Origin of the sequence: Paraburkholderia sp. NPDC080076 (assembly GCF_050281145.1) — a bacterium.
Lineage (GTDB): Bacteria > Pseudomonadota > Gammaproteobacteria > Burkholderiales > Burkholderiaceae > Paraburkholderia.
This window is the reverse complement of the sequence record NZ_JBNNWQ010000001.1, coordinates 1,422,392-1,447,246: the sequence shown is the minus strand read 5'-3', so window position 1 is coordinate 1,447,246 and position 24,855 is coordinate 1,422,392. Positions and strand designations below refer to the sequence as shown.

Sequence of the window (24,855 nt, the reverse complement as noted above, 5' to 3'; positions counted from 1 at the left end):
TCTCCTTAAACGAACAGACGGTCGGTGTTGACGAAGCCGCGCCCGTTCTCGGGGCACGCCGAGCGGCAGGGATCGTCGGCCGGTACGCAGGCGTCGGCCGCATACGCGCGGTACGCGATCAGCTTGACGGGCCTCGGTTCGTATTCGGATGAAGGGTCGAGCGGATGCGGCGCGCTCGAAAACACCGCGAGCGTATCCATTTCGAAGCGCAGGTCGAACGCGGCGCCGGCCGGCGAATGGCCCGCCACGAAGTCGAGCGCGCCGTCCTCGCCGATCGCGAGTTTGCTGAAGAAGTTGATGTTGGCGACGAGGTCGCGTGTGCCGAGCCCATGCTTCGCCAGTTCGAGCAGCAGGCTGTCGCGGCCGTTGCGGATCATCGCATTGCGATGCTGCTGATAGCGGGCCACGCCGTATTTAGCGGCGAACAGTTCCGCGTCGCCGACGCCGCCGAGCGGGTCGTGCCAGCCGAGCGTGTCGGCGGTAATCGAGGCCAGCACCCGGCCCATGTCCGAATAGAGCACGTGGCCGCGCGTCAGATGCGCGGTGTGCTGCGCCTTCAGCGTATCGGCCATGTTGTAGCGTTCGAGCGGTTCGTCGTGCCGGTAGAACACGGCGGCCAGGTTCGCGCCGCCTTTGGTATCGACCACGCGCAACGCCATGCCACGGCGCAGCACGCCGGACCAGTGCGTGCCGGCGGGAATCACCGTTTCCCACGCCACATGCGGGATCGGTGCGAGTTCGACAGGGGATTGCGTCGACATGGAGGCTCCAGGTATCGGTTGGGAATAAGCGTGAGAGGGCGATTGACCGACATCGCGACCTCCCGGGCTTTTATCCCTCCGTGGAGCCTCGCCGGCACCTTGAAAGAAGGTGAACGGCAAGACCGGATTGCTCTCGGACCAGGCATCGTGCGCATGAAGCGTTCGACCGGAACCCTAGCGATCCTGAAGATGATGCAAATTACTTCGCACCTCTCGCTGCGTAGCTAAGCGAGTTGTGTGCCAGGCTCATGTCGAGCATGCGGCAAGCGCGGCGTGGCAAGGGATTCGATGTGATGAGCGATTCAGTTTGCTAGGTGAGGGTCGACGGCACGCGCACCAGCGTCGTTTGTGAATCCGCACCAGTTGAATGCGCCGGGCACCACGATTGGGCTCGATATGAGCGCGTGCGACACTGGCCATGACTCTAGCCGATGGCATGGTGTGTGCGTATGAATGCACCACGTCCACCACCTTCATCACACGACCATGCCGACGCTTGCCGCCATTCGACGCGCGCTGTACACCCTGATGTCGGCACGTTTCATCGAACTGCAAAAGCAGCAGCGCCGCTCGTAGCCGGAGCGGCGCTGTTGTCGTGACACTCAACCTTGGGCATCCAGTTCCGGGCTCGCATAGCGCGCCTGCTGGCCGAAGCTCGCCAAGGCCTTCGAACCGTCGGGCAACACCAACTCCCCTCGTTCGAGACGTTCCTTCAGATAGGTAAAGCTCTGCGCCGTCTGCGCGAACAGATGGTCGCCTGCCGACACGGGCGGGTATTTCGCCACCGCTTCGGGCGTCGCGAACTGGGGCAGCGGTGCGACGATCGTGTGATAGTCGCAGGCAAAAAAGAGCGGGAACGAGTAGCGCTCCTCCCTCACTTTGCGCACGCGATGCGACGTCGCGACATAGGTCCCGCCTGTCCACACTTCCAGCATGTCGCCGATGTTCACGACGAACGCGTTCTCGACCGGCGGCGCATCGATCCACTCGCCCTCGCCGTTCATCACTTCAAGTCCGGGCGCGGTCGGCAGCAGGATTGTGAAGCATTCGTAGTCGGTATGCGCGCCGATGCCGGGGCGGTCTTCCGCGGATGGATCGAGCGGATAGTGGATCAGGCGCAACTGGCTCGGCGGCTTGCGCAGATACTGGTCGAAGTGCTGTTCGGGCAAGCCGAGCGCAAGCGAGAAGCCGCGAAACAGGGCGCGGCCGAGTTCGAATGCCGCTTCGTAATAGCCGCCCACCGCCTCGCGAAAACCCGCTTGTTCGGGCCAGCTATTCGGGCCGAGCATCGGAGTGCCGGCGCGTACGTCGGGGTCGTCGGCGGGCAGTTCGCGGCCGGTGTCGAAGGCTTCCTTCCTGTCGCGCTTGCCGCCCGCGAAAACTTCCTCGCCTTCGGGCACGTAGCCGCGATGCGCCGCCGACTTGCCGATGTAGTAGCGCATCTTCCAGTCATGTTCGGCGGCGAAGAAGCGCTTGGCCTGCTCGATCAGCGCGCGCTGCTGTTCGCGTGATACCTGGTGGCCGGTGACATAGAAGAAGCCGGCCTCGCGTGCCGCGCGATCGAGTTCGCGCGCGGTCGCGAGGCGCCGGTTCTGGTCGTCGCTGAAAAGGCCGCTGACGTCGACGATGGGTAACTGCTGAAAACGGGTGTGGGTTTGGCTCATGAGAGGCGCCTAGGCAAGCTGCGGGTTAGTGTGCGTTTGCCGTCCGCCGCGAACCTCACGGGCGGCGAGAAATGCAGCCAGATGGCGCCGTTCCTCGCGGCCCATCCATGTGTTGATCTCCCACAGATCGGCCACCGGCGCGTTCGTAAACGGCAGCGTGTGCAGATAGCCGTCAGGGCCGAACTCCGGCGTCATCGTCGTGACGGTATAGCCCTGCTCGATCTGCGCGGTCCACAGCGCTTCCCAGATGCGCTGATGCGAGGCGAGGCAATCCGCGTACTCGGGCGCCGCCGGGTGCGGCACCTGCGGACCTTGCGGATAACCGACACGCCCATGCAGATGATGCGCATGCGGCGCCAGTTCGAGGATCGTGTCCCACTCGCTGTCGAGCAGCCGCTCGCACACCGACACCCAATGGCTGAAGTCGCAGGTCAGCTTGAGCGCGGGCACGGCGCGCGCGACGTCGCGAGTGATCCACGGGTTGTAAAACGAGCGCCCGCGATGCGTTTCGAAGCTGCAGATCACGTCGTGCTGCGCGGCGATCTCCACGGCGCGCGAAAAAAAGTCCACCTGTACCGACGCCGGCCACGCGTCACAACCGGCCATCACGTTGAAGAAGCGCGGTTCGAGCGGCTTGCCCCAGACTATCTTCTCCTCGAAGTCGCGCAGATGATCGGCCGGCGTCGCCGAACGCTCCGGCACATAGCTGCCGGCCGTCGTAATCTCCGCGATGAAGCCGAGGCCTTCGTCCGCGATGGCCTGCGCAAACGCGTCGCGCGCCGCGCCGCCGGCCGGCACCGGCGCTTCGATGCCGTCGAAGCCGGCTGCCCGCACGAGCGGAGCGGCATCGCGAGGACCGCCGTCGAATCCCCAGAACGTTTTGAACAATTCGAATTTCATCGCCTCTCCATTTGCATGCAAAATTGCATGCAATAGTACACATGAAAAGCACGAATCAATAAACTATCGGAGCGTGGCCGCACATTATTTCCGCGCGCCCGATTTCCGGCTCAATTAGCACTTAAACTGTGCAGCCCTCCTCCTCGTGGTGAATCGATGAAGAAGAAAATTGCGCGTACCAAGGGGCAAGCCGTCGCGCGCGCCATTCTCGACATGGACTGGCAGTGGTCGGCGCATTTCGGCGATCTTGGCCTGAACGACCTGAACTACAGCGATCTGTTCTGCCGCATGTGGGTGGATCAGGACGACTACTTCGCCAAGACCGCGCTCTACGAATTCATGCCGGGCGTGAGCCGCCGCACCGCCGTGCGCTACGTGCAGGAGTTGATCGACAGCGGCTGGCTGCTGGAGACGAGTTCCGCCGCGGATCGCCGCATCAAGCAGGTGAGCCTCGCGGCCTCGATCGAGGAACGTCTGGAGCAGTTTCTTGCCTATGTGCATCAACGGTTTGCGGCGCTGGATTGACAGTGCCTACGCGGGACGTGGGGGTGAAGCGTCCGCATACCCTCCGTCGCAAATCCCGCTGGCATATTTCTCGCTAGATGCTTGACCGAGAGGTGCGGCAGCGTCGCATCTTAGGGATGCTAGGGTTCCGGTTCGCGAGAATGTCTGGTCCGAGAGCAGCCCGGTGCGCCGACTGGTTCGATGCAGGCTTCATTGCAAGCACGAACCGACGGCCGCACTACACGGCGGGACAAAAGCCCGGGAGATTGGCGATAGCAATGTCTATCGTGCCTCTCCGTGGCCGGTGTGTGTCTCCCGCAGTTTCCGCGCTTGATCGTAGCTTGCTCGCGGGAACCGGTCATGTTGTTTCATCGCGCAGTCGCCGCGCGGTCCAACTCAACAATCGCAATTGACCGGTCTCCTGGAGAAAACGATGAAACGCTTCGAATCCGTCCGCACTTCCCGTGCTTCACTCGCCTTGTCTGCCCGCTTCGCCTCGGCCCTTCGCGTGCGTGGCGCCCTCGCCGCGGCCGCCGCCACACTCGCTCTCGGTCTTACCGCGGGTCTTGCCGCCACGCCGGCGCAAGCGGCCGCGCCGCTCGCCATCGGCTATAGCGACTGGCCCGGCTTCGTCGCCTTCCAGGTCGCCATCGAAAAAGGCTGGTTCAAGGAAGCCGGCGTGGACGTCAATTTCCAGTGGTTCGATTACTCGGCGTCGCTCGATGCGTTCTCCGCCGGCAAGCTCGACGCGGTCGGCGCGACCAACGGCGACGCGCTCGTGACCGGTGCAAGCGGCGCGAAGAACGTGATGATCCTGCTGACCGACTATTCGAGCGGCAACGACATGATCGTCGCCAAGCCGCCGGTGCGCACAGTGGAAGGACTGAAGGGCAAGAAGGTCGGCGTCGAAATGGGCCTCGTCGATCACCTGCTGCTCGACACGGCGCTCGAAAAACACGCACTGAAGGAATCGGACCTGACGCTCGTCAATGCGAAGACCAACGAACTGCCGCAGGTGCTCGCCTCGTCCGGCGACGTCGCCGCGGTCGGCGCCTGGCAGCCGAACGCGGGCGAAGCGCTCAAACGCGTACCGGGCTCGCGGCCGATCTTCACCTCCGCCGACGCCCCCGGCCTGATCTACGACGCGATCACGGTCAATCCCGTCAGCCTGCAATCGCGCAAGGCCGACTGGGCCAAGGTGATCAAGGTCTGGTACCGCTGCGTGGCCTATATCAACGATCCGAAGACACAGCCGGACGCGGTCAAGATCATGTCCGCGCGGGTCGGTCTCACGCCGGCGCAGTATCTGCCCTTGCTGAAAGGCACGCATCTGCTCGACTCCGCCGCGGCCAGGAAAGCCTTCACCAAGGGCGACGGGCTCGACTCCGTGTACGGTTCGAGCGTGAACGCCGACAAGTTCAACGTGCGCAACGCCGTGTACAAACAGTCGCAGAATGTGAGCGCCTATATCGATCCGGCACTCGCCAACGCGCAGTAAGCGACCCGCCAGGCACGGCATCCATAACCGCTGAAATAGCCCGCAGACCCGAAACTGTTATTCTTGCGTCTCTCCCGACCGTCAACTGGTCGCCTGCCGCCTTCGGGCGGCACTCCAAGCGGCGCTTTTGCGCCCGACTTCCGAGAGACAGGAATTTGCATGTTCGGTTTTCTGCGCGGCTATTTTTCCAACGACCTGGCAATCGACCTCGGCACGTCGAACACCCTGATTTACATGCGCGGCAAGGGCATCGTTCTCGATGAACCCTCGGTGGTCTCGATTCGTCAGGAAGGCGGTCCGAACGGCAAGAAGATCATTCTGGCCGTCGGCAAGGAAGCAAAACAGATGCTCGGCAAGGTGCCGGGCAATATCGAGGCGATCCGCCCGATGAAGGACGGCGTGATCGCCGACTTCAACATCACCCAGCAGATGATCAAGCGCTTCATCCAGATGGCGCACGAGTCGCGTATGTTCGCGCCGTCGCCGCGCATCATCATCTGCGTGCCGTGCGGGTCCACTCAGGTGGAGCGGCGCGCGATCAAGGAGGCGGCGCATAGCGCGGGCGCCTCGCAAGTTTATCTGATCGAGGAGCCGATGGCCGCGGCCACTGGCGCGGGCTTGCCGGTCTCGGAAGCGACCGGCTCGATGGTGGTCGATATCGGCGGCGGCACCACGGAAGTGGGCGTGATCTCGCTTGGCGGCATCGTCTATAAAGGCTCGGTGCGCGTGGGCGGCGACAAGTTCGACGACGCGATCGTCAACTACATTCGCCGCAACTACGGCATGCTGATCGGCGAGCAAACGGCCGAAGCGATCAAGAAGGAAATCGGCTCCGCGTTTCCGGGCTCCGAGGTCAAGGAGATGGAAGTCAAGGGCCGCAATATGTCCGAAGGGATTCCGCGCAGCTTCACGGTGTCCAGCAACGAGATTCTCGAAGCGCTGACCGATCCGCTCAACCAGATCGTCTCGGCCGTGAAGATCGCGCTGGAACAGACGCCGCCGGAACTCGGCGCGGACATCGCCGAGCGCGGCATCATGCTGGCGGGTGGCGGTGCGCTGCTGCGCGATCTCGACCGGTTGCTCGCCGAGGAAACCGGCTTGCCGGTGTTCGTCGCCGAAGCGCCGCTGACCTGCGTGGTGCGCGGCTCGGGTATGGCGCTCGAACGGATCGACAAGTTCGGCGGGGCGTTCTCTTACGAGTGAGCCTGGCGCGCAACAGGACGCTCAGGCCGTTCAGGACACTCACGACACGAACGGCAGCTTGCTATCGCGCGCCGCGGCGAGCATCGACAGTGTGATCTTGCGCACTTCCAGCTTGCTCTGCGTGATATGCGCGCGCAGCAGAATGATGGCTTCGGTCAGGCGGTTGCGTTCGATCAGGTTGAGCATGGTGGCATGCTCGTCGTAAGTGGCGCTGGTGCGGTGCGGCTTCAGAAAATCGAGCCGCCGCACGATGCGGATGCGCTCGGTCACTTCGTTATGCACGCGCAGCATTTCCGCATTGCCGGTGGCGGCGACCAGTTGACGGTGAAAGTTTTCGTCAATGCCGAACATTTTCACCGGATCGCTCTCACGCAATTCCGGCGCGACGCACCAGATCGCTTTCGATTCCTCGACGGCCGCATGCGCGATATCGCCGCCCGCGCCGACCCGCTCCACCGCCGCGACTTCCAGCACGATGCGCAGATCGTAGAGCTGATCGAGCTGATCGAAGTTGATCGGCGACACTTTCCAGCCGCGCCGGAAACCCACTTCCAGATAGCCTTCGCGTTGCAGACGGAACAGACCGTCGCGCATCGGCGTGCGTGATACGCCGTAGTGTTGCGCAATGCCGTTCTCCGAAAAACGGTCGCCGGGAAACAGGCGAAAGCTGAAGATGTCGTTTTTGAGCTGCTGATAAACCTGCTCGGCGAGCGGGTTGGCCGCGGCCGGCGCGGCGGGCGTCTCCAGCAGATTGGTCGGGTCGTCGTTCATGATGCCAGGGCCCCTTTTTTCTTGTTATCAGCGTTTCATGGCTTGGCGATGAAGCTCACGTGCGCGGGTTGCCCTGCTTCCACAAACCGCCGCAATGAGCGAATCGCACCTTCGGATACTTCGCGGCCATCTTCAGCACGTGCGGGTCGAAGTAGCCGAACGAAGTCGCGAAGATCAGCGTGGCGCCGTCCCGTTCGATCATCGCTTCCATCTTCTTCTGCGCGGCGATGGTCTCGGGCGCGTTCTCTTCTTCCACCACCTTCACGTCCGGCATCTTCTTGATCACCGCGGCGGCTGTTCATGGTGTCCAATTCCCGATTGAAGGTTAAAGAGCGCGGGTCCGGGGATCGGTTGACGTGTTTCACTTCAGGCTGGCGAGATACGCGAGCCAGCCGCCGAATGGCGTGATGTCGAGCGCGCCGCTGTCGTCATCCACGGCCGACGGCTCGCAGATGAAACCCTTCACGCTGTGGCCGTCGGCGAGTTGCAACGTGCCGATGCCGAGCGGCGCGGGCACGTCGGCGACGAATTGGCCGAAGCTGCGCAGCGGCACTTCCCATAGTTCAATGGCGATCGGCTGGCCTTGCTGCTGCGTCGCGCGCACGAGACCGGGTTTCGGCGGCTGCGTGTTGGCGAGCGCGTAGAGCTGGTAGCCGGGCGCGGTGTGAGTCGCCTTCACGAAACGCGCGCCGGCTTCCTGGAGCTGCCAGTTCAACGGCTGGCCGCGCAGATGCGCGCCGACCACCGCGAGGGTGATGGTGGGCTCCTGGAACGGCAACGGCGGGATGAGCGTGGGCGTTGCTGCTGACGCCTCGGCAGCATTCGCGAACAAGGCCTGAATCCGCGCGCCGAGTTCGGCGAGACGGCGGTCCGCGCCACTCGGTGCGATCAGCGTGACGCCGGCCGGCAAGCCGTCGCTGCGCCGCTGGCACGGCACCGCCAGCGCGCACAGATCGAGCAGGTTGACGAAGTTGGTGTAGTAGCCGAGCTGGCTGTTCAGTGCGACGGGATTGGCCTGCACGTCGGCGATCAGCGGATGCGTCGGCGTGGTGGGCACGATCAGGATATCGATCGTGTCGAAGAGCGCTTCGGCGTGCCGCTTGAGATCGGCCAGCGCGTACTGGCCATTGAAGGCATCGGCGGCGCTGAACTGCTCAGCCTTGCCGATCACTTTGGCCACGACCGCATCTATCGCTTCGTGATGGGTTTCAAAGAATGTGCCGAGCGCCGCGCGCCGTTCCGCGACCCACGGGCCATCGTAGAGCAACGCGGAAACGGCCTTGAGCGGTTCAAAGTCGATAGCTTGCGTCGGCAGATGGAGATGCGACGTGAGCGTGTCGAGTGCGGTTGAAAACGCCCGGCCCGCGATGGCGTCGCCGTAAAACTCCAATCGCTCCGGCACCCCGATGCGCGGCGCCGAACGCAGCAGGCCAAGGCTCGGCACCTTGCGCGAATAGCCGTCGAGCGAATCGAAGCAGGCGATTTCGCGGAGCACGCGCCAGGCATCGTCGACGTCGTGGGCGAACACGGAGATCGTGTCGAGGCTTCGACACGCGGGCACCACACCGCGTTTGCTGACCAGTCCCAGCGAAGGTTTCAGACCGACCAGACCGTTGAATCCCGCCGGCACACGACCCGAACCCGCGGTGTCGGTGCCGAGCGAAAACGCTACGCAACCCGCCGCTACCGCGACCGCGGAGCCCGCACTCGAACCACCCGACACGCGCAGGGGCGACTCAGTGTGCCGCACGGCGCCATACGGCGAACGCGTGCCGACCAGGCCGGTGGCGAACTGATCGAGATTGGTCTTGCCGATCAGGATGGCGCCGGCGTCGATGAGCCGCTGCACCGCGAAGGCCGATGTGTCCGGCGTATAGGCGAAGGAGTCGCAAGCGGCCGTGGTCGGCAGGCCGGTTACGTCGATGTTGTCCTTGACCGCGAACGGCACGCCGAACAGCGGCATCTGTTCGAACACGGCGCTGCCCTGCGCTTCGTATAACGCTTCGAGCGCTTTCGCGCGGGCCTGCACGTCGGCTGTCGGCACGCGCAGAATCCAGACTTCCGGCCGGTCGATGGCGTCGATCTGCGCTAGCGCCGAGGTCACGGCTTCGGTCGGCGTGAGGCTGCCCGCGGCGTATGCCGCGAGTAGACCTTTGACCGTCATGGGTGAGGAAATGGGCACCTGTTTTTCCTTGAGTTCAATCTTGAATACAAGTTTGGAGTCAAATGAGCAGGAGCTATGCCAGTTGCTTACTTCATCGCGGAAAGTCGGTTCAAAGCCAAGCCGGACGGCGCTTCGCTACGTCAGTCAAAGTAGCCGGGCCGCGCCTGAAACGACGCCGCGCCGCGCTGCCGATGGTGCAGCGCTCACCAACTCGGGGCTCACGCGCCCTGGATTCGCGCCGACGCGTGCATCGGGAACGCCGGCTGCGACGCGACGGCCATGATGAACGCACGCACCTTTTCGCGCGCCTCGGTTCGTGATCTTGCCGCTTACGCGTTTGACCGAAGCATTCGCGGCACGCGAGCGCAACGAACCCGACGAATCAACGCGGTTCGCCGCGCGGGTCGAATCGCCAGGCGCGCAGACATCGCGCGTATGCGTAGCGTTTGCGAAGCGCGCTGGCCCACGTGCGATTCGCGGCTCACATCATCTAACAATTGGCGGTCTATACTCGCGGGCACCTTCCGGCGAACCTTCAGTAGCGGAGCTTCGATGCACAATCCAAATCCCGCCGGCACCCACGGCGGCATGGTCACCAGTCCTCATGCGTTAGCCAGCGAGGCCGGCCGCGATGTCTTGCGCGCGGGCGGCAATGCCATCGAAGCCGCCATCGCGATCGGCGCGGCGCTGTGCGTGACGTACCCGCACTTCACGGGCCTTGGCGGCGACGCCTTCTGGGTGATCGGCGACCGGCAAGGCACGTTGCGCACGTTATCGGGCATCGGCCAGGCCGCGGCGCAACTGCCGGCGTTCAACGGTGCGATCCCGTTGCGCGGTCCCGCGTCCGCGATCACCACCGCCGCGACCGTCGATACATGGAATCAGGCTTACGAAATCAGCCAAAGCGTTTGGGGCGGCATGCAGTCGTGGTCGTCGCTGTTCGACCGAGCGCACGAGCTTGCCGCTGACGGCTTCCCCGTCACGCCGTCACAGCATTTCTGGCAAACCATGCGTGCCGGCGAATTGCAGGCGTTGCCCGGTTTCGCGGCAACTTTCGCGCCGCATGGCCCTATTCCCGCGATCGACGAGCGCTTCGTGCAACCGGCGCTGGCGAAAAGCATCGAGCGGATTGCGCGTTTCGGCGCGCGCGAATTCTATGAAGGCGACCTCGCTGAGCGAATTGCCGATGGTCTCCGGCAAGCCGGTTCGCCACTCACTGCCAGCGACCTCGCCCGCACGCATGCGCGCAACGAAGCGCCGCTGCGTGTCGCTTATCGCGGCGGCGAACTGGTGAGCCTGCAGCCGCCCACGCAAGGCGTGACGACCTTGCAGATCATGGGCACGCTGGAGCGCTTCGATCTTGGATCGATTCCGGAAGGCAGCGCCGATTACTATCACCTGCTGGTGGAAGCCGTTAAATGCGCGTTCGTGGATCGTGACCGCTTCGTCTGCGATCCCGAGTTCAACATCGTGCCGGTCGAAGAGATGCTCTCGCCCGCCACGCTCGACGCCCATGCCCGCTCGATTCATCAACGCAAAGCACGCGCATGGCCGCATGTGTTCTGTCCGGGCGATACGGTATTCATCGGTGCGACGGATCGCGAAGGCCGCAGCGTTAGCGTGCTGCAAACGGTTTACTTCGACTGGGGCAGCGGCGTGGTGGCGGGCGACACCGGTATTCTGTGGCACAACCGCGGAGCGTCGTTCAGCACGAACCCCGCGCATCACAACGCCGTGCAGCCAGGCAAGCGGCCTTTCCATACGCTCAACCCCGGCATGTATGCCAAGAACGGCCGTCCGCAACTGCTGTTCGGCACGCAAGGCGCGGACGGTCAGCCGCAAACGCTGGCCGCGATTCTCACGCGGCTGATCGACTACGGCATGGACCCGCTGAGCGCCCTCGCGCGCCCGCGTTTCCTGCTCGGCAAGACCTTCTCCGACACGCGCGATGCATTGAAACTCGAAGCGGACGCCGGCGCTGACGTCTTCGCTGCGCTCGCCGCACGCGGACATGAAGTGAGCGCGATCGATGCGCAAAGTCCGTTGGCGGGGCATCCCGGCGTGATTCGCATCGAGGCGGACGGGTCCGTGACGGGCGCGCACGATCCTCGCAGCGATGGCCGGGCGCTCGCTGTTTGACGCGATGGGCGGCAACGCGTCACTCCAACGTGAAGCGATCCCGCGTCGTCACATAGTCGCTCGCGCCGAAACGGCCCACCGGGAAATAGTGTTGCAAGCGCACGCGCCACGTTTGCGTGTCGATCAACTCGTCGCGCGCGTGCAGCCGGTGCACGCGTCCGATGAAAATCTGCCGGCTCGTCGTCTCCAGCGTCTCCCATGTCGTGCACTCGAACGCGACCGGCGCTTCGGCGATGCGCGGCGGCTTGACATGCGAGCTCGGCACCGGTGTCAAGCCGACCTCGGCAAGCTCGCTCACATTCGGCGGCAACCGTTCTCCGCAGCGGTGCATTTTCCCGGCAATGGCTTCGTCCGCGAGATGCACCACGAACTCGCCGGTGCGCACGATATTTACCGCCGTGTCCTTCAGCGTGCCGTCGGCCACGCGGTTGACGCTGATCATCACGATCGGCGGCTCCTCGCCGAGCATATTGAACATCGAGAACGGCGCGGCGTTGATCGTGCCGTCCGCGCCGAGCGTGGTGACGAGTGCGATCGGACGCGGCACGATCAGGCTCGCCATCAGCTTGTAACGTTGATATTCGGTGATCGCTTCGAAGTCGATTTCCATATCCGCCGCCTAGTTGGGAGTCACTGATGCGGTAATGCCGAGCAACTGGCCGAGGCTTTTTTCGCCCCGCATCCGCGAGGTTTCGATGCGTTCTTCGAGGTCGCGCAGATGCGCTTCCATATGCGCGATCGCGCCCGCTGCATCGCGCGCCTCGATGCAATCGACGATTGCCGCATGCTCCGCGTGTTCGCACGGCGCATGCCCCGGCGGTTCATACACGCCGACGATCAGCGAGCAGCGCGAGACCAGTTCCTTCAGATAGTTTTGCAGAATCGAGTTGCGCGCCAGCGCGGCGATGCGCATATGAAAACCGCTGGCGAGCGTCGCCCACGAAGGCTGGTCGAAGCGATGCATCGCTTCATGTTCGCTCGCGAGCTGTTGACGCAATGCCTTGATGTCTTTGGCGTTCGCGCGCTGCACGGCCAGCTCGACCAGCATCCGTTCGACGGAGCGCCTTGCTTCGAAGATCTCGCGCGTTTCCTCGGGCGTGGGTTCGGCGATCACTGCGCCCTTGTTCGGGCGCAACACGACGATGCCGTCATACGCGAGCTTTTCCAGCACGCGCCGCACCACCGCGCGGCCCACGCCGAACAACTGGCACAACTCGGGCTCCGGCAGCTTCGTGCCCGGCGTCAGACGATGATTCAGCACGCCGTCGAAAATCGACTGGTAGATGCGTGCGTCTTGATCCGCGTCGTCTTTCACGACTTTCTTTGCGGTGGCCACGCCGGCTTTCGCGCTCACGCAATGGCCGGGCGCACGATACCGTCCCGCTCCAGCACGTCCATATAATTCGCAATCGCGCCCGGCGTGGTGATCCACGCGTCGCCTCGGGCGCGTGCCGCGGCGATATGTTCGAGCGCGCGGCGCAGATGCCGCAAGCGATACGGCTGCCCGACCAGATACGGGTGCAGTGCGATACCCATCACGAGTGCCTGCGGCTGCGCGCCGCGATTGGCCTGTTCGAGCATCTCGTCGAACTGGTCGATGATCATATCGGCGAAGGCACGGCCATCCATATGGCGGCCCACCATCATCGGCAGATCGTTGAGTTCCTGCGGATATGGGATCGACCACAGCGGTGCACCGCGCGTGGCCATTCGCACGGGACGATCGTCGTGACACCAGTTCAGCGTATAGCGGTAGCCGGTCTCGGCGAGCAGATCAGGCGTCAAGTGCGACTCCGAAATCCACGGCGAAAGCCAGCCGTGCGGCGCTGTGCCGGACACTTCCGCGATCCGTTCGCGGCAATGCAGAAGCAGCTCGCGCTCGCTGGTTTCGTCGAGATCGCTCTGGCGATGCGCGTTCGTGTGGCCATGCCCGATCAGTTCGTCGCCGCGCGCCGCGCAGGCCGCGATCAACTCCGGGCAATGATCGTAGAGCGCGGTGTTGATGAGCGTGCCCGCGGGCAACTCAAGTTGATCGAACAGTTCGATGCAGCGCCACGCACCGACGCGATTGCCGTACTCGCGCCAGCTATGGTTCAGCACATCCGGCTGCGGCGAGACCGGACCGAGCGCGGCGCCGAGCCCTTCCCCAAAGGCAAAGTGCTCGATGTTGAAGCCCAGATAAACCGCGAGGCCGCTGCCGCCAGGCCAGCGGTACGCGTCGCTGTCGGTGATCGGGCGGTACGCGAAGCGGCCATGCGTGGCGAGCAATTGACGCGCGCGGTTCTCTGCAGCGGGCATGTTCCGTGTGTCGTTCATTTGAAGAAGCCGTGGGTGAGGAAAAGCGCCGGGTCGCGGCAGCGCATGAACCGGAATGGTCAGTTCATGCCCCGCGACGGACGCGGCACGCACCGTGATCGCGCAAAAAGAATCGTTGAAATCGCTAACGATCGACGCTGCGGATCGTTTGCAATATGTGAGCCAACTCGTAGACGTTAAGCACACCGGCGCGTCGGCAATTCGTCAACCTCGCGATGCGAACGATGGCACATGTCTTGCGTTTGCTTGGCGTCGATCAGGCGCGGCATTGGTTTTCGTGCGCCTTGCTCTGCGTCGCTTCTTCGCCGCTTTTTCGTCGTTCACGAGGACACCTCTTCATGATTCAGCCTGCTCCAACGGTGCTCGAAACCAAAGCCGCCGACATCGAACTGGTGCACGTGTCGAAGCAATATGGCGACTCGCTCGCCGTCGACGCGATCGATCTGCGCATCGCCGGCGGCCAGTACTGCTGCCTGCTCGGGCCGTCGGGATGCGGCAAGACCTCGACCTTGCGCATGATCGCCGGGCATGAATCGGTCACCGAAGGTGACATTCTGATTGCCGGCCGCAACGTCACGCGCGCCGAGCCCGCTGCTCGCGGCACGGCCATGGTGTTCCAGAACTACGCGCTGTTTCCGCATCTGAGCGCGCTCGACAACGTCGCGTTCAGCCTGAAGATGCGCGGCATCGCCAAAGACGTACGGCGCAAGCGCGCCGCTGAGTTGCTCGAACTGGTCGCCATGTCGGCGTATGGCGAACGCAAACCGGCGCAGCTATCCGGCGGCCAGCAGCAACGTGTCGCGCTCGCCCGCGCGCTGCTGAATCAGCCGGGCTGCCTGTTGCTCGACGAACCGCTCTCCGCGCTCGACCCGTTCCTGCGCGTGCAGATGCGTGCCGAACTCAAGCGCTGGCAGAAGGAACTCGGCATTACCTTCGTGCACGTCACGCATTCGCAGGAAGAAGCGATGGCGCTGGCCGATCTCGTCGTGGTGATGAGCCATGGCCGTATCGAGCAGAGCGGCACACCGCACGAAGTGTTCAATCGTCCGCGCACCGAATTCGTCGCGCGCTTTCTCGGCGGCCACAACGTCTTCAATACCAACGGCCGGTCGTTTACCGTGCGCGCCGATCATCTGCGCATCGTGCCGCATGGCATTACGCCGGTGCAGACCGCGAGCGGCGACAACGGCTTGACGCGCATCGGCGGTGTGCCTTGCACAGTGCGTGAAGCCGAATATCAGGGCACGCATCTACGCGTGACGCTCGGTCCGCTCGACGGCTCGCCCGAACTGGTCTCGCTCGTGAGCGACGGCGATTACGACCCGGCGCGGCTTGGTCCCGACGCGCGCGTGGTGGTCTGGTGGGAGGAGCGGGACGCGCATCCGCTCGCAGCCTGAGTATTGAATTTCGCGCATCAGCCAGGCGATAAGCGAACATCAACGAACGTCAAACGAACGTCAAACGAACGTCAACTGAGGAGAAAGCAATGAGTGAAGCGAACGAAAGCCCGGCAGCGGCCGCAACGGATGGGAAGGAAAAAGGCCTGTCGCGCCGCACGTTCATCAAGGGCGCGGTCGCGGCGGCCGGCATTGCCGGTTTTCCGTACGTGCACGCGCAGGAAAAAATCACGTTGCGCTACCTCGGCACGGCGGTCAACCAGAGCGCCGACATCGCGAAGAAATTCAAGGAAGACACCGGCATCGAGATTCAATACGTGCCGGTAACCACCGACGACGTCGCCAAACGCATCATCACCCAGCCGAACTCGTTCGACATCGTCGACACCGAATACTTCGCGCTCAAGAAGCTGATTCCGGCGGGCACGCTGGCCGGCATGGACGCAAAGCGCATCAAGCTCGCCGACAAGATCACGCCAGTGCTCACGCGCGGCGAAGTCAACGGCAAAAAGATCGGCGATCAAGGCACGGCGCCGAAGAAGGTCATGTTTCTCACCGGCGCGCGTTCCACGGAATTCTCCGCCACGCCCACGGAATGGATGACGCTGATTCCCACGACATACAACGCGGATACGCTCGGCATCCGGCCCGACCTGATCAAACGGCCCGTCGACAGTTGGGCGGAGCTGCTCAATCCTCAGTTCAAGGGCAAGGCCGCACTGTTGAACATCCCCGCGATCGGCATCATGGACTCGGCCATGGCGATCGAGGCGATGGGTCACATGAAATACGGCGACAAAGGCAACATGACCAAGGCCGAGATCGACCAGACCATCAAGATCCTGATCGAAGCGAAGCGCGCCGGCCAGTTCCGCGCATTCTGGAAAGACTTCAACGAGAGCGTGAACCTGATGGCCTCGGGCGAAGTGGTGATCCAGTCGATGTGGTCGCCTGCCGTGACGAAAGTCCGCACCATGGGTGTCGCCTGTAAATTCCAGCCGCTCAAGGAAGGTTATCGCTCGTGGGCGTCGGGCTTCGGTTTCCCGCGCTCGTTGCAAGGCAAGAAGCTCGACGCCGCCTATGAGTTCGTCAACTGGTTCCAGGACGGCTGGGCGGGTGCGTACCTGATGCGTCAGGGCTACTACTCGGGCGTGCTGGAGACCGCGAAGACGCACATGCAGCCCTACGAGTGGGACTACTGGATCGAGGGCAAACCGGCCGCGCAGGACATCAAGGCGCCGGACGGCCAGCTGCTCGAAAAGACCGGCACCGTGCGTGACGGCGGTTCGTACAACCAGCGCATGGGCGCGATTGCCTGCTGGAACGCGGTGATGGACGAGAACATCTACATGGTCCAGAAGTGGAACGAGTTCATCGCGGCTTGATCGGCGCCGTGGTTCGATATGAGAGCCGGCACGCGACACGCCGGCTGTCACCAGCTGTCCGAATCAACGCATAGTCATTCTTTAGAAACACGCCCATGGCAACGATCGACCTTCCCTCGCACGCGCAGGACGAGCCCGTCAAACATCGCCGAGCGCCGGCGTGGTTACAGGCGACGCCGCTCTCGCTGACCTTCCTGCTGTTTTTCATCGTGCCGCTGGCCATCACGCTGATCGTCAGTTTCTGGGACTTCAACGAATACCAGATTATCCCTGCGTTCACGTTGAAGAACTACGCGGCAATCTTCAACGGCTGCTCGTCGCTGACGGATGTCTGCGTCACCTTCAAGACGTACTGGTCGACGCTCAAGTTCTGCGCGATCGTGTGGGCGGTGACCTTGCTGCTGGGGTTTTCGATCGCCTACTTCCTCGCGTTCCATGTGCGCACCACGAGCATGCAGACCGTGCTGTTCCTCGTCTGCACGATTCCGTTCTGGACTTCGAACGTGATCCGCATGATTTCGTGGATGCCGCTGCTCGGGCGCAACGGTCTCGTGAATCAGGCCCTGCTCGGCACGCACGTGATCGATCAGCCGCTGGAATGGCTGCTGTACTCGAACTTTTCCGTGGTGCTCGCTTTCGTTCACCTCTACACGTTCTTCATGATCGTGCCGATCTTCAACGCGATGATGCGTATCGACCGCTCGCTTCTCGAAGCCGCGCGCGATGCCGGCGCGAGCGGCTGGCAAGTGGTGCGCGACGTGGTCCTGCCGCTGTCGAAAACCGGCATCGTGATCGGTTCGATCTTCGTCATCACGATCGTGATGGGCGATTTCCTGACCGTCGGCGTGATGGGCGGCCAGCAGATCGCGTCGGTGGGCAAGATCATTCAGGTGCAAACCGGCTACCTGCAATTTCCCGCAGCAGCCGCCAACGCGATCATGCTGCTCGCCGTGGTGCTGATGATCGTGTGGGGTTTGACGCGGGTCGTCGACATTCGCAAGGAGCTGTGAAGATGCAGGCCATTCGCGTCAAACATCGGGAGCGCCGTCCGGCGAGTTTCTACTGGCTCGCGCTGCTGTTCGGCCTGTTCGTGCTGTTTCTCTACGGACCGGTGATCACCATTTTCATTCTGTCGTTTCAGGGCCCCGAAGGCGGCCTCACGTTTCCGATGCGAGGTGTGTCGCTGCACTGGTTCGCGATGCTGCGCGACGGTGTGGGCGATGTCGACATCTGGGGCGCGTTCGGGCGCTCCGTGCGGCTCGCGTTGGCGGTCACGGTGCTGACGGTGCTGTTTTCCGTCGCGGCGGGCCTCGCGTTTCGCCGAAAGTTTCGCGGCGATACAGCAGTGTTTTATGTCTCCGTGGCCAGTCTGATCATGCCGTCCATTATCGTTTCGCTCGGCATCGGCCTGACGTTCCGTCTGCTGGATAACGGCGTAAAGTACTTCGCCTCCGCGTGGGGCTATCAGTCTTTCGCCGACAGCTATACCACTTCGATGGGCCTCTTCACGTCCGCACTCGGCGCACATCTGACATGGACGCTGCCGTTCGGTTTGCTCGTCATGTTCGCGGTGTTCAACCGCTTCAATCCGGCTTACGAAGAAGCGTCGCGCGATCTGGGCGCAACGCCGTGGCAGAGTTTCCGGCACGTGGTGCTGCCTATCATCGGTCCGTCGGTGGTGGGCGTCGCCATGTTCGGCTTCACGCTCTCATGGGACGAGATTGCCCGCACTTCCCAGGCGATCGGCGATCAGAACACTTTGCCGCTGGAGTTGCAGGGCCTCACCACGTCGGTGACTACACCGGTGATCTACGCGCTGGGCACCATGACGACGGTGTTATCGTTGACCGTGATGGGCGTGTGTCTGCTTGCCGTGCGATTGCTGGCGCGCAGGCGCGCAGTGGCAGGATTGAAATAAGCCGCGCGCCTTGCCGTGGCAAGCGCCTGGACCATTTCACTCCTGCTGCTAAGAATCGGCCAAATACTTGGTTGCTAGCACCCTGCCGCGTCCCTTACCGTTCTCTGATTGCGCCTCACGCGCACCCCGTTTCGGAGAACCCATGTCCGCAGTTCAATCAACGAATCCCGATCACAGCATCGCCGACGCCGCGCAACTTTTCGGCGACGACCCGCTGACCCGTCGCTTCGCGCCGGTTTTCGCGCGTATCGCCGAGGGCGCGGTCGAACGCGAGCAGCATCGCGAACTCGCTTATGCGCCCGTCGAGTGGCTGCGCGAAGCGGGCTACACCAAACTGCGCGTGCCGAGGCAGTACGGCGGTGAAGGCATCTCGCTCGCGCAGTTCTTCGCGCTGGTGACGCGCCTGGGCGAGGCGGATTCGAATCTGCCGCAAATCCTGCGCGTGCATGGTGGCTTTATCGAGTCGCTGCTGGAACAAGACGACGAATCGCCGCGCGACCGCTGGCTCACGCGGATTGCGCAAGGTCAGATCGTCGGTGGCGCGGTGTCCGAGCGCACCAGCGTCACCAACAACAGCGTGCGTCTCACGCAAACCAACGGCGCATGGCATCTGGATGGCGAGAAGTACTACACCACGGGCACGCTCTACGCGGACTGGGTGGACGTCACCGCGCACGACGGCCAGAGCGACGTGCGCGTGCTCGTCAAAGCCGACGCGCCGGGCCTCGAACGCATCGACGATTGGGATGGTTTCGGGCAACGGCTCACGGGCAGCGGCACCGCGCGCTTCACACATGTGCCGGTTTCGCACGACAACCTCTACCGTCGCTATAACGCATCCGAGCCGCGTCGCAACAGCCTGCTCACGGCTTACTACCAGGCGCTGCATGTCGCGAATCTCGCGGGGATCAGCCGCGCGGCGTTGCGCGATGCGGTCGCGTTCACACAAGCCAGGACCCGCACGTTCGGTGTGCCGGGCGAATCGAGTCCGCGTGACAATCCGCTCGTGCATCGCGTGGTCGGCCGCCTCGCGAGCCTGGCTTACTCGACGCAGAGCATCAGCGCGTCGCTTGCGCGCGCCATCGACGATGTCTCGGTCGCCCGGCATGAAGGCCGCACCAGCGAACAGACATACATCAACCTGGACATCCAGACCTTCCAGGCGCAACAGATCGCCATCGAGCAGACGCTGCAAGCCGCAACGCTACTGTTCGAAGTGGGCGGGGCGTCGGCGACCAGCGAGGCGCGCCGCTTCGATCGCTACTGGCGCAATGCTCGCGTGCTGGCGTCGCACAATCCCGCGATCATTCGCGAGGCCGCGATCGGTGATTTTTACCTGAACGGCAAGGCGCATAGCGAGCGCTTCGGTGTGGCGCGGCAAGCGGCATCGGCGACGGAACGGGCAGCCGCACCGGCATAAAGACCATCATCGCGCGACCGGAACGCGGGTCGCCGGCTTCATGTGGCACAGTATCGTCAGACGCATGCGCTAAGCTTGCGCAACCGAACAGCCCTGACGAGCAACATGAAGAATCTGCCTGCCTACGAGCCGCCGGTCGACGAGAACCAGCTTCTGCTGAAATGGATCCGGCGCGCGCGCGAATCCCAGATGAGCCATTACGACATGGCCGACCTGCTGTCGGCGCGCGACCGCCAGGTCGGCTGGCTGGTGACCGCCCTCACCGCTTTCGTCGGCACGGCGGTGTTCGCATCGCTGAATTTGTCCGCGGTTTCGCCAGGACTCAGGATATTCATCGGCTTCGTGAGCGTGACGGCCGCGGTCTCGGCCGCGCTGCAAACCTTCCTGCGCTACGCCGAACGCGCCGAAAAGCATCGTGCGGCCGGCGCGCGCTATGGCGCGGTGCGCCGCAGGCTCGAAGCGATTTTCGCGGGCGATGCCGATGCGCGTGACGGCCACTACCTCACCGCGATCCGCGACGAGCTCGACCGGCTCGCCGAAGATTCGCCTAACGTGCCGCCGCGCGTTTTCTATCGCACGCAGCGGACGCTGTCCGCGGATCGGCAGCGCAACCGCGACAACTAATGCGTGAATTCAACGCGTCGCGGACACCAGCATCATCATCGGGCGTTCGCGTTCTTCCGCGGTTCACGGCTTTATTCGCCTGCGGTGAGGTCGCTGGCGTCGATCCCCAACTCCGCTGCCATGCGGCGGACTACGGCCTGCAGCCGGCTGACTTCATCCGCGAGACGCTTCTGTTCGGCCTTGACCGCTTCGAATGCGGAGAGCGGCACCGAATCGTCTTCCTCACCCGGCTGCGCCAACTCGCTTGCGCTCACTTCACCGCACAGCAGATGCGTCCAGCGGTTCTCGCGCTCGCCCGGCACGCGGGCAAGTTTCACGACCCGTGGCGGGTCGTTGGCCGCGAGTTCGTCGAGAAATGCCTCGACCGACGAGATATCCGCGAAGCCATGCAGACGCGCGCTGTTCAGGCGCAATTCGGCCGCGGTTTGCGGACCGCGCAGCAGCAAGGTGGTGAGCAACGCCGCCGACTGGCTCGGCAGTCCCAACACGCGATTCATGTTGTGCTCGAAACGCGGCACGCGGCTGCTGCTGCCTTCCATCACGAGGCTGAGCCGTTTCAAACCGTCGACGGCGGTCAGCACCTCGGCTTCCGTGGCGTTCATCACCGGCGTGCGGCCGGTTTTCTGGTTGCAGCCCAACGTCAGCGCGTTGAGCGAGAGCGGATAGCTGTCCGGCACCGTGTGCTGCTTTTCGACAAGCACGCCGAGCACGCGTCCTTCAAGCAAGGTCAACGCGCGGATCGAAGGACGGGAAAAAGCGTCGGGAGTGGAGTTCATAGATGATGTCGCGGCATGAGCCGCCGGGTCTCGTAAATGATGTGCTTTACCGCTGCACAGCCGGGCGGCGCTTTCTGGTTTGTGGGCACTATGATAAACGGCCCAGGCCGCGCAGGTGTATGAATCTCCGCTACGGCAAGGCGCGCGTGAGGCTCGTGTGGCATGGGTCGAGCGGGCGTTGTCTGTGGATGCTCTCGAGCGTGTCGCCACACTCGCTGCAAGCGTGAAAGACGCGTTGATCGAGCGCGTTTGCTCGTCCCTTTACGACACATTGACGCTGCGCATGAACCGGCACGCGCCAGCGGAGCCGCCGGGCCCATCCATTTTCGTTGTTGACGGTTTTCCATATTAGAGATAATTTCCCTAATATGGAAAACACACTCTCCGACGACAACGCCATCGACCGCCGCATCGCCCAGCGGCTACGTGCGCTGCGCGCCGAACGCAACTGGTCGCTCGACGACCTCGCCAAACTCAGCGGCGTCAGCCGCGCGACGCTGTCACGCCTCGAAAACGCCGCCGTGAGCCCGACGGCGAGCGTGCTCGGCAAGCTCTGCGTCGCGTACGGCCTGCCGATGTCGCGCCTCATGCACATGGTCGAAGAAGACTTTGCGCCGCTCGTGCCGCGCGACGCCCAGCCGCTCTGGACCGACGCCAGCATCGGCTTCCGGCGGCGCTCCGTGTCGCCGCCCGCGCAGGCGCTGAGCGGCGAGGCGCTGGAATGCGAACTCGACGCCGGCGTGCACATCACCTACGACGCGTCGCCGCGGCCCGGTCTCGAACATCATCTGATCCTGCTCGAAGGGCAGTTGCAGATCACTGTCGACGGCCAGAGCCACGATCTGCAACCGGGCGACTGCCTGCGCTATCAGTTGTTCGGGCCCAGCGCTTTCGTGACGCCCGCGCATAGCGCGGCCCGCTACATTCTCTTCATCGTGTGAGCCAGAGCATGAGCAAGACCACCATCACCCCATTCACCGCCGACGACCTCGTGCGCCATCTTCCCGAACTCGGCGCACTGCTGCGCGCCTGTGTGCATGACGGCGCCAGCGTCGGCTTCGTCATGCCGTGTGGCGTCGACGAGAGTGAAGCGTTCTGGAACGGCAAAGTGCTGTCTTCGCTGCGTGCCGGCGGGCTGGTGGTGTTGGTCGCGCGTCAGGGCACGACGATCGCGGGCACCGTCCAACTCGACTACGACACGATGCCGAATCAAAGGCATCGCGCCGAGGTGCGCAAGCTGCTGGTCCATCCCGCGTTCCGCCGTCAGGGCATCGCGAGGGCGCTGATGACCGAACTCGAACGCCATGCGCATGGGTTGCAGCGCAGCCTGCTCACGCTCGACACCCGCACCGGCGACCACGCCGAGCCGCTTTATACCGGCCTGGGTTATCGGACGGCCGGCGTGATCCCGGGCTATGCGCGCGGCACGCACTGCCACGAGTACGATGCGACCACCATCATGTACAAGGCGCTATGACGAGCGTGCAGACTGGTCGCTACGGCTCAAGTCGTCCGTGAATACTTGAACGTGCCCTGCGCGCTGGCAATCAACAGCTTGCCGTCCACCCAGGCCTCGCCGCGCGAGAAGAAAATCGAACGGCCTGCGCGCTCCAGAAAACCCTTCGCGGTGACCGATTCGCCGAGTCCCTTGTCGAGGTAATTGGTGGTCAGCGACAGCGTGAAAGCATGCCGTGCCGGTTCGCCGCTCGGCGCAAAGAGTCCGGCATAGCCCGCCGCCGCATCGAGCAGCGTCGCGATCGCGCCGCCTTGCAGCACGCCCTGCCGATTGAGCTTGCTCGCATCGATCGGCATCAGCAGTTCGGCGTAGCCATCGCGCCATTGCGTGAGACGAACGCCGAGCGATTCGAGAAACGGATTGTCGATGGGGAAGTCGGACATGGGCGTGCCTTTGTGTTCGAGATAAGAAATGCCGGGGCGCGCGTGGTGCGCGGGCAATGATGAACAGTCAGCATACCAGGGTTCACGACCGGCAATTGTCTGAGGCGGCACCAGACTGCGCCGGTTAACTGTTTTCGGCTTGCGCTCGCTACATCGCTCGATGACCCATTGATCGGCCACGCCCTGCCCGCTTCACCGGCCCGATTGCCCGCTCTCAGGCACAATCGGTTTTTCGCCGCGCCCGCGGCCCGACGTCATTCGCCCGCATTCCATCCTGCCTCGATGAGTTCAGCCACTTCCACCGACGGCGCGCCGCACTGGCAGCGCAATCTCTATGTCTGCCTGTTCGGCTCGTTCACGACCATCGTCGCGATGACGTTGCTGCTGCCTTTCCTGCCTCTCTATGTGCAACAGCTCGGCGTCCATTCGGCCGCGGTCGCCGTGCAGTGGTCCGGCGTCGCGTTCGGTGCGACGTTCCTCGCCGCCGCGCTGGTGTCGCCGCTGTGGGGGCGCATGGCCGACCGCTACGGACGCAAGCTGATCCTGATTCGCGCGAGCCTCGGCATGGCCATCGTGATGTCCTTGCTCGGGCTCGCGCAGAATGTCTGGCAACTGGTGGGGCTGCGGTTTCTGGCGGGACTCGTCGGCGGCTATGCATCCGGCGCGACCGTGATGATCGCCACGCAGACGCCGCGCTCACGCACCGGCTGGGCGCTCGGCACGCTGGCTTCGGGCGTGATGGCGGGCAGTCTGGTCGGCCCGCTGGTGGGCGGCGCGCTGCCGCCGCTGATCGGTATCCGCAACACGTTTTTCATCGCCGGCGCGATGATCTTCTGCGCGTTCATCGCGACCACGCTGCTCGTCAAGGAGCAACCGGTCGAGCGCACGCGCGGCAAGGCGCACACAGCGGACGCGGCGACCGGCTGGGCCAGCGTGCCCGACCTGCGGCCGGTGCTGGCAATGCTGTTCACCTCCGGCTTGCTGATGTTCGCCAACATGTCGATCGAGCCGATCATCACCGTGTACGTCGCCCAACTGGTGCACGACGCAAGGCACGTCACGCTGGTGTCCGGCTTCGTGATGTCGGCGTCTGCGCTGGGCAGCGTGCTGGCGGCTTCGCGTGTAGGGCGTCTGGCCGACCGCATCGGCGCGCCCAAGGTGATCGTGGTGTGTCTCGCCGTGTGCGCGGCCTTGCTGGTGCCGCAGGCGTTCGTCACGAGCGGCTGGCAACTGGTGGCGCTGCGCTTTCTGATGGGTTTGGCGCTGGCCGGCCTGCTGCCGTCGATCACGAGCGTGATCCGCCACAACGTGCCCGACCGCTCGGCCGGCTACATTCTCGGTTATGCGACTTCGGCGAATTACGCGGGCCAGGTGGCGGGTCCGCTCGCGGGCGGCTTTGCCGGCGCGCATTTCGGCATGCAGGCGGTGTTCCTAATCACCAGCGCGTTGATGCTCTGCGGGGCGCTGTTCAACGGCTGGGTGTTCAGAGGCTCGGGTGCCGGGTCTGGCTGACCAG

The 24,855-nt window shown here is 63.8% G+C and carries 23 protein-coding genes, 1 pseudogene and 2 riboswitches; of the genes and pseudogenes, 13 read left to right on the top strand and 11 right to left on the bottom strand.

Going from position 1 to position 24,855, the window contains the following annotated elements; translation table 11 throughout:
- Positions 1-5 precede the first annotated feature (5 nt).
- The 3 genes from ACQKRQ_RS06495 to ACQKRQ_RS06485 form a co-directional block, all read right to left on the bottom strand.
- Entirely contained in the window at positions 6-761 is a 756-nt protein-coding gene (locus ACQKRQ_RS06495; protein ID WP_427475805.1) for an urea amidolyase associated protein UAAP1, read from the bottom strand.
- A gap of 57 nt (positions 762-818) precedes the next feature.
- Positions 819-950: riboswitch (guanidine-I (ykkC/yxkD leader) on the bottom strand.
- 413 nt (positions 951-1,363) lie between these two features.
- Entirely contained in the window at positions 1,364-2,425 is a 1,062-nt protein-coding gene (locus tag ACQKRQ_RS06490; protein WP_427475803.1) for an isopenicillin N synthase family dioxygenase, read from the bottom strand.
- A 9-nt stretch (positions 2,426-2,434) separates the two neighbouring features.
- The gene (locus tag ACQKRQ_RS06485; RefSeq protein WP_427475801.1) at positions 2,435-3,325 is read right to left on the bottom strand and encodes a sugar phosphate isomerase/epimerase family protein; all 891 of its coding nucleotides are present in this window, start codon (positions 3,323-3,325) and stop codon (positions 2,435-2,437) included.
- A gap of 156 nt (positions 3,326-3,481) precedes the next feature.
- Here ACQKRQ_RS06485 and ACQKRQ_RS06480 point away from each other — a divergent pair, with 156 nt between their 5' ends.
- The 3 genes from ACQKRQ_RS06480 to ACQKRQ_RS06470 all read left to right on the top strand — a co-directional run bounded on the left by ACQKRQ_RS06480 (position 3,482) and on the right by ACQKRQ_RS06470 (position 6,530).
- On the top strand, positions 3,482-3,850 hold the full coding sequence (locus ACQKRQ_RS06480) for a MarR family transcriptional regulator (protein ID WP_132377224.1): 369 nt from the start codon (positions 3,482-3,484) through the stop codon (positions 3,848-3,850).
- 108 nt (positions 3,851-3,958) lie between these two features.
- Positions 3,959-4,096: riboswitch (guanidine-I (ykkC/yxkD leader) on the top strand.
- A gap of 166 nt (positions 4,097-4,262) precedes the next feature.
- Positions 4,263-5,327 carry an ABC transporter substrate-binding protein gene (locus ACQKRQ_RS06475; RefSeq protein ID WP_427475799.1) on the top strand — a complete coding sequence of 355 codons (1,065 nt, stop codon included), beginning with the start codon at positions 4,263-4,265 and terminating at the stop codon, positions 5,325-5,327.
- Positions 5,328-5,486: 159 nt separating this feature from the next.
- Positions 5,487-6,530, top strand: a complete 1,044-nt coding sequence (locus tag ACQKRQ_RS06470; protein ID WP_007177320.1) for a rod shape-determining protein — start codon at positions 5,487-5,489, stop codon at positions 6,528-6,530.
- A gap of 39 nt (positions 6,531-6,569) precedes the next feature.
- Here ACQKRQ_RS06470 and ACQKRQ_RS06465 read toward each other — a convergent pair whose 3' ends face one another.
- The 3 genes and pseudogenes from ACQKRQ_RS06465 to atzF all read right to left on the bottom strand — a co-directional run bounded on the left by ACQKRQ_RS06465 (position 6,570) and on the right by atzF (position 9,465).
- Positions 6,570-7,301 carry a GntR family transcriptional regulator gene (locus ACQKRQ_RS06465; RefSeq protein WP_427475797.1) on the bottom strand — a complete coding sequence of 244 codons (732 nt, stop codon included), beginning with the start codon at positions 7,299-7,301 and terminating at the stop codon, positions 6,570-6,572.
- 64 nt (positions 7,302-7,365) lie between these two features.
- A pseudogene (locus tag ACQKRQ_RS06460) lies at positions 7,366-7,596 on the bottom strand (BMP family ABC transporter substrate-binding protein); the annotation flags it as partial.
- A gap of 66 nt (positions 7,597-7,662) precedes the next feature.
- On the bottom strand, positions 7,663-9,465 hold the full coding sequence (atzF, locus tag ACQKRQ_RS06455; RefSeq protein WP_427476099.1) for an allophanate hydrolase: 1,803 nt from the start codon (positions 9,463-9,465) through the stop codon (positions 7,663-7,665).
- A 552-nt stretch (positions 9,466-10,017) separates the two neighbouring features.
- Here atzF and ACQKRQ_RS06450 point away from each other — a divergent pair.
- Complete coding sequence (locus ACQKRQ_RS06450; RefSeq protein WP_427475795.1) at positions 10,018-11,604, top strand: gamma-glutamyltransferase family protein; 1,587 nt, start codon at positions 10,018-10,020, stop codon at positions 11,602-11,604.
- A gap of 19 nt (positions 11,605-11,623) precedes the next feature.
- On the opposite strand, the gene ACQKRQ_RS06445 is transcribed toward ACQKRQ_RS06450, so the two are convergent.
- From ACQKRQ_RS06445 to ACQKRQ_RS06435, 3 genes are read right to left on the bottom strand one after another with little or no spacing between them, the layout of a single operon-like run.
- The gene (locus tag ACQKRQ_RS06445; protein ID WP_408180139.1) at positions 11,624-12,214 is read right to left on the bottom strand and encodes a flavin reductase family protein; all 591 of its coding nucleotides are present in this window, start codon (positions 12,212-12,214) and stop codon (positions 11,624-11,626) included.
- 9 nt (positions 12,215-12,223) lie between these two features.
- Positions 12,224-12,958 carry a GntR family transcriptional regulator gene (locus tag ACQKRQ_RS06440; protein ID WP_427475793.1) on the bottom strand — a complete coding sequence of 245 codons (735 nt, stop codon included), beginning with the start codon at positions 12,956-12,958 and terminating at the stop codon, positions 12,224-12,226.
- The gene (locus ACQKRQ_RS06435) at positions 12,955-13,920 is read right to left on the bottom strand and encodes a polysaccharide deacetylase family protein (protein WP_408432898.1); all 966 of its coding nucleotides are present in this window, start codon (positions 13,918-13,920) and stop codon (positions 12,955-12,957) included. The genes ACQKRQ_RS06440 and ACQKRQ_RS06435 overlap by 4 nt, the downstream gene beginning before the upstream one ends.
- A 338-nt stretch (positions 13,921-14,258) precedes the next feature.
- Here ACQKRQ_RS06435 and ACQKRQ_RS06430 point away from each other — a divergent pair, with 338 nt between their 5' ends.
- The 6 genes from ACQKRQ_RS06430 to ACQKRQ_RS06405 all read left to right on the top strand — a co-directional run bounded on the left by ACQKRQ_RS06430 (position 14,259) and on the right by ACQKRQ_RS06405 (position 20,664).
- Entirely contained in the window at positions 14,259-15,317 is a 1,059-nt protein-coding gene (locus ACQKRQ_RS06430) for an ABC transporter ATP-binding protein (RefSeq protein ID WP_427475791.1), read from the top strand.
- An 89-nt stretch (positions 15,318-15,406) separates the two neighbouring features.
- Entirely contained in the window at positions 15,407-16,702 is a 1,296-nt protein-coding gene (locus ACQKRQ_RS06425) for an ABC transporter substrate-binding protein (RefSeq protein ID WP_427475789.1), read from the top strand.
- A gap of 95 nt (positions 16,703-16,797) precedes the next feature.
- Positions 16,798-17,712 carry an ABC transporter permease gene (locus tag ACQKRQ_RS06420; RefSeq protein ID WP_427475787.1) on the top strand — a complete coding sequence of 305 codons (915 nt, stop codon included), beginning with the start codon at positions 16,798-16,800 and terminating at the stop codon, positions 17,710-17,712.
- A gap of 2 nt (positions 17,713-17,714) precedes the next feature.
- The gene (locus tag ACQKRQ_RS06415) at positions 17,715-18,620 is read left to right on the top strand and encodes an ABC transporter permease (protein WP_408285814.1); all 906 of its coding nucleotides are present in this window, start codon (positions 17,715-17,717) and stop codon (positions 18,618-18,620) included.
- Positions 18,621-18,762: 142 nt separating this feature from the next.
- Entirely contained in the window at positions 18,763-20,040 is a 1,278-nt protein-coding gene (locus ACQKRQ_RS06410; RefSeq protein ID WP_427475785.1) for an acyl-CoA dehydrogenase family protein, read from the top strand.
- A gap of 105 nt (positions 20,041-20,145) precedes the next feature.
- Positions 20,146-20,664 (top strand): SLATT domain-containing protein, encoded by a 519-nt coding sequence (locus ACQKRQ_RS06405; protein ID WP_132377235.1) that lies wholly within the window; start codon positions 20,146-20,148, stop codon positions 20,662-20,664.
- 71 nt (positions 20,665-20,735) lie between these two features.
- On the opposite strand, the gene ACQKRQ_RS06400 is transcribed toward ACQKRQ_RS06405, so the two are convergent.
- Complete coding sequence (locus ACQKRQ_RS06400; protein WP_132377236.1) at positions 20,736-21,440, bottom strand: YceH family protein; 705 nt, start codon at positions 21,438-21,440, stop codon at positions 20,736-20,738.
- A gap of 368 nt (positions 21,441-21,808) precedes the next feature.
- Between ACQKRQ_RS06400 and ACQKRQ_RS06395 the strand changes: the two genes are divergently transcribed.
- Together ACQKRQ_RS06395 and ACQKRQ_RS06390 are read left to right on the top strand one after the other, a co-directional pair.
- Positions 21,809-22,381, top strand: coding sequence for a helix-turn-helix domain-containing protein (locus ACQKRQ_RS06395; RefSeq protein ID WP_427475782.1), 573 nt, complete (start codon positions 21,809-21,811; stop codon positions 22,379-22,381).
- Positions 22,382-22,389: 8 nt separating this feature from the next.
- Positions 22,390-22,917: an N-acetyltransferase family protein gene (locus ACQKRQ_RS06390; RefSeq protein ID WP_427475780.1), complete on the top strand. Its 528-nt coding sequence runs from the start codon at positions 22,390-22,392 to the stop codon at positions 22,915-22,917.
- Between the two features lie 26 nt (positions 22,918-22,943).
- On the opposite strand, the gene ACQKRQ_RS06385 is transcribed toward ACQKRQ_RS06390, so the two are convergent.
- Positions 22,944-23,339, bottom strand: a complete 396-nt coding sequence (locus ACQKRQ_RS06385; RefSeq protein WP_132377239.1) for a PaaI family thioesterase — start codon at positions 23,337-23,339, stop codon at positions 22,944-22,946.
- 282 nt (positions 23,340-23,621) lie between these two features.
- Between ACQKRQ_RS06385 and ACQKRQ_RS06380 the strand changes: the two genes are divergently transcribed.
- Positions 23,622-24,851: an MFS transporter gene (locus tag ACQKRQ_RS06380; RefSeq protein ID WP_427475778.1), complete on the top strand. Its 1,230-nt coding sequence runs from the start codon at positions 23,622-23,624 to the stop codon at positions 24,849-24,851.
- The last annotated feature ends 4 nt before the right edge of the window (positions 24,852-24,855 follow it).

Bases quoted from the DNA above. Each gene is read 5' to 3' on its own strand.
- ACQKRQ_RS06495 (WP_427475805.1), bottom strand. From the start codon at position 761: ATGTCGACGCAATCCCCTGTCGAACTCGCACCGATCCCGCATGTGGCG.
- ACQKRQ_RS06490 (WP_427475803.1), bottom strand. From the start codon at position 2,425: ATGAGCCAAACCCACACCCGTTTTCAGCAGTTACCCATCGTCGACGTC.
- ACQKRQ_RS06485 (WP_427475801.1), bottom strand. From the start codon at position 3,325: ATGAAATTCGAATTGTTCAAAACGTTCTGGGGATTCGACGGCGGTCCT.
- ACQKRQ_RS06480 (WP_132377224.1), top strand. From the start codon at position 3,482: ATGAAGAAGAAAATTGCGCGTACCAAGGGGCAAGCCGTCGCGCGCGCC.
- ACQKRQ_RS06475 (WP_427475799.1), top strand. From the start codon at position 4,263: ATGAAACGCTTCGAATCCGTCCGCACTTCCCGTGCTTCACTCGCCTTG.
- ACQKRQ_RS06470 (WP_007177320.1), top strand. From the start codon at position 5,487: ATGTTCGGTTTTCTGCGCGGCTATTTTTCCAACGACCTGGCAATCGAC.
- ACQKRQ_RS06465 (WP_427475797.1), bottom strand. From the start codon at position 7,301: ATGAACGACGACCCGACCAATCTGCTGGAGACGCCCGCCGCGCCGGCC.
- atzF (WP_427476099.1), bottom strand. From the start codon at position 9,465: ATGACGGTCAAAGGTCTACTCGCGGCATACGCCGCGGGCAGCCTCACG.
- ACQKRQ_RS06450 (WP_427475795.1), top strand. From the start codon at position 10,018: ATGCACAATCCAAATCCCGCCGGCACCCACGGCGGCATGGTCACCAGT.
- ACQKRQ_RS06445 (WP_408180139.1), bottom strand. From the start codon at position 12,214: ATGGAAATCGACTTCGAAGCGATCACCGAATATCAACGTTACAAGCTG.
- ACQKRQ_RS06435 (WP_408432898.1), bottom strand. From the start codon at position 13,920: ATGAACGACACACGGAACATGCCCGCTGCAGAGAACCGCGCGCGTCAA.
- ACQKRQ_RS06430 (WP_427475791.1), top strand. From the start codon at position 14,259: ATGATTCAGCCTGCTCCAACGGTGCTCGAAACCAAAGCCGCCGACATC.
- ACQKRQ_RS06425 (WP_427475789.1), top strand. From the start codon at position 15,407: ATGAGTGAAGCGAACGAAAGCCCGGCAGCGGCCGCAACGGATGGGAAG.
- ACQKRQ_RS06420 (WP_427475787.1), top strand. From the start codon at position 16,798: ATGGCAACGATCGACCTTCCCTCGCACGCGCAGGACGAGCCCGTCAAA.
- ACQKRQ_RS06415 (WP_408285814.1), top strand. From the start codon at position 17,715: ATGCAGGCCATTCGCGTCAAACATCGGGAGCGCCGTCCGGCGAGTTTC.
- ACQKRQ_RS06410 (WP_427475785.1), top strand. From the start codon at position 18,763: ATGTCCGCAGTTCAATCAACGAATCCCGATCACAGCATCGCCGACGCC.
- ACQKRQ_RS06405 (WP_132377235.1), top strand. From the start codon at position 20,146: ATGAAGAATCTGCCTGCCTACGAGCCGCCGGTCGACGAGAACCAGCTT.
- ACQKRQ_RS06400 (WP_132377236.1), bottom strand. From the start codon at position 21,440: ATGAACTCCACTCCCGACGCTTTTTCCCGTCCTTCGATCCGCGCGTTG.
- ACQKRQ_RS06395 (WP_427475782.1), top strand. From the start codon at position 21,809: ATGGAAAACACACTCTCCGACGACAACGCCATCGACCGCCGCATCGCC.
- ACQKRQ_RS06390 (WP_427475780.1), top strand. From the start codon at position 22,390: ATGAGCAAGACCACCATCACCCCATTCACCGCCGACGACCTCGTGCGC.
- ACQKRQ_RS06385 (WP_132377239.1), bottom strand. From the start codon at position 23,339: ATGTCCGACTTCCCCATCGACAATCCGTTTCTCGAATCGCTCGGCGTT.
- ACQKRQ_RS06380 (WP_427475778.1), top strand. From the start codon at position 23,622: ATGAGTTCAGCCACTTCCACCGACGGCGCGCCGCACTGGCAGCGCAAT.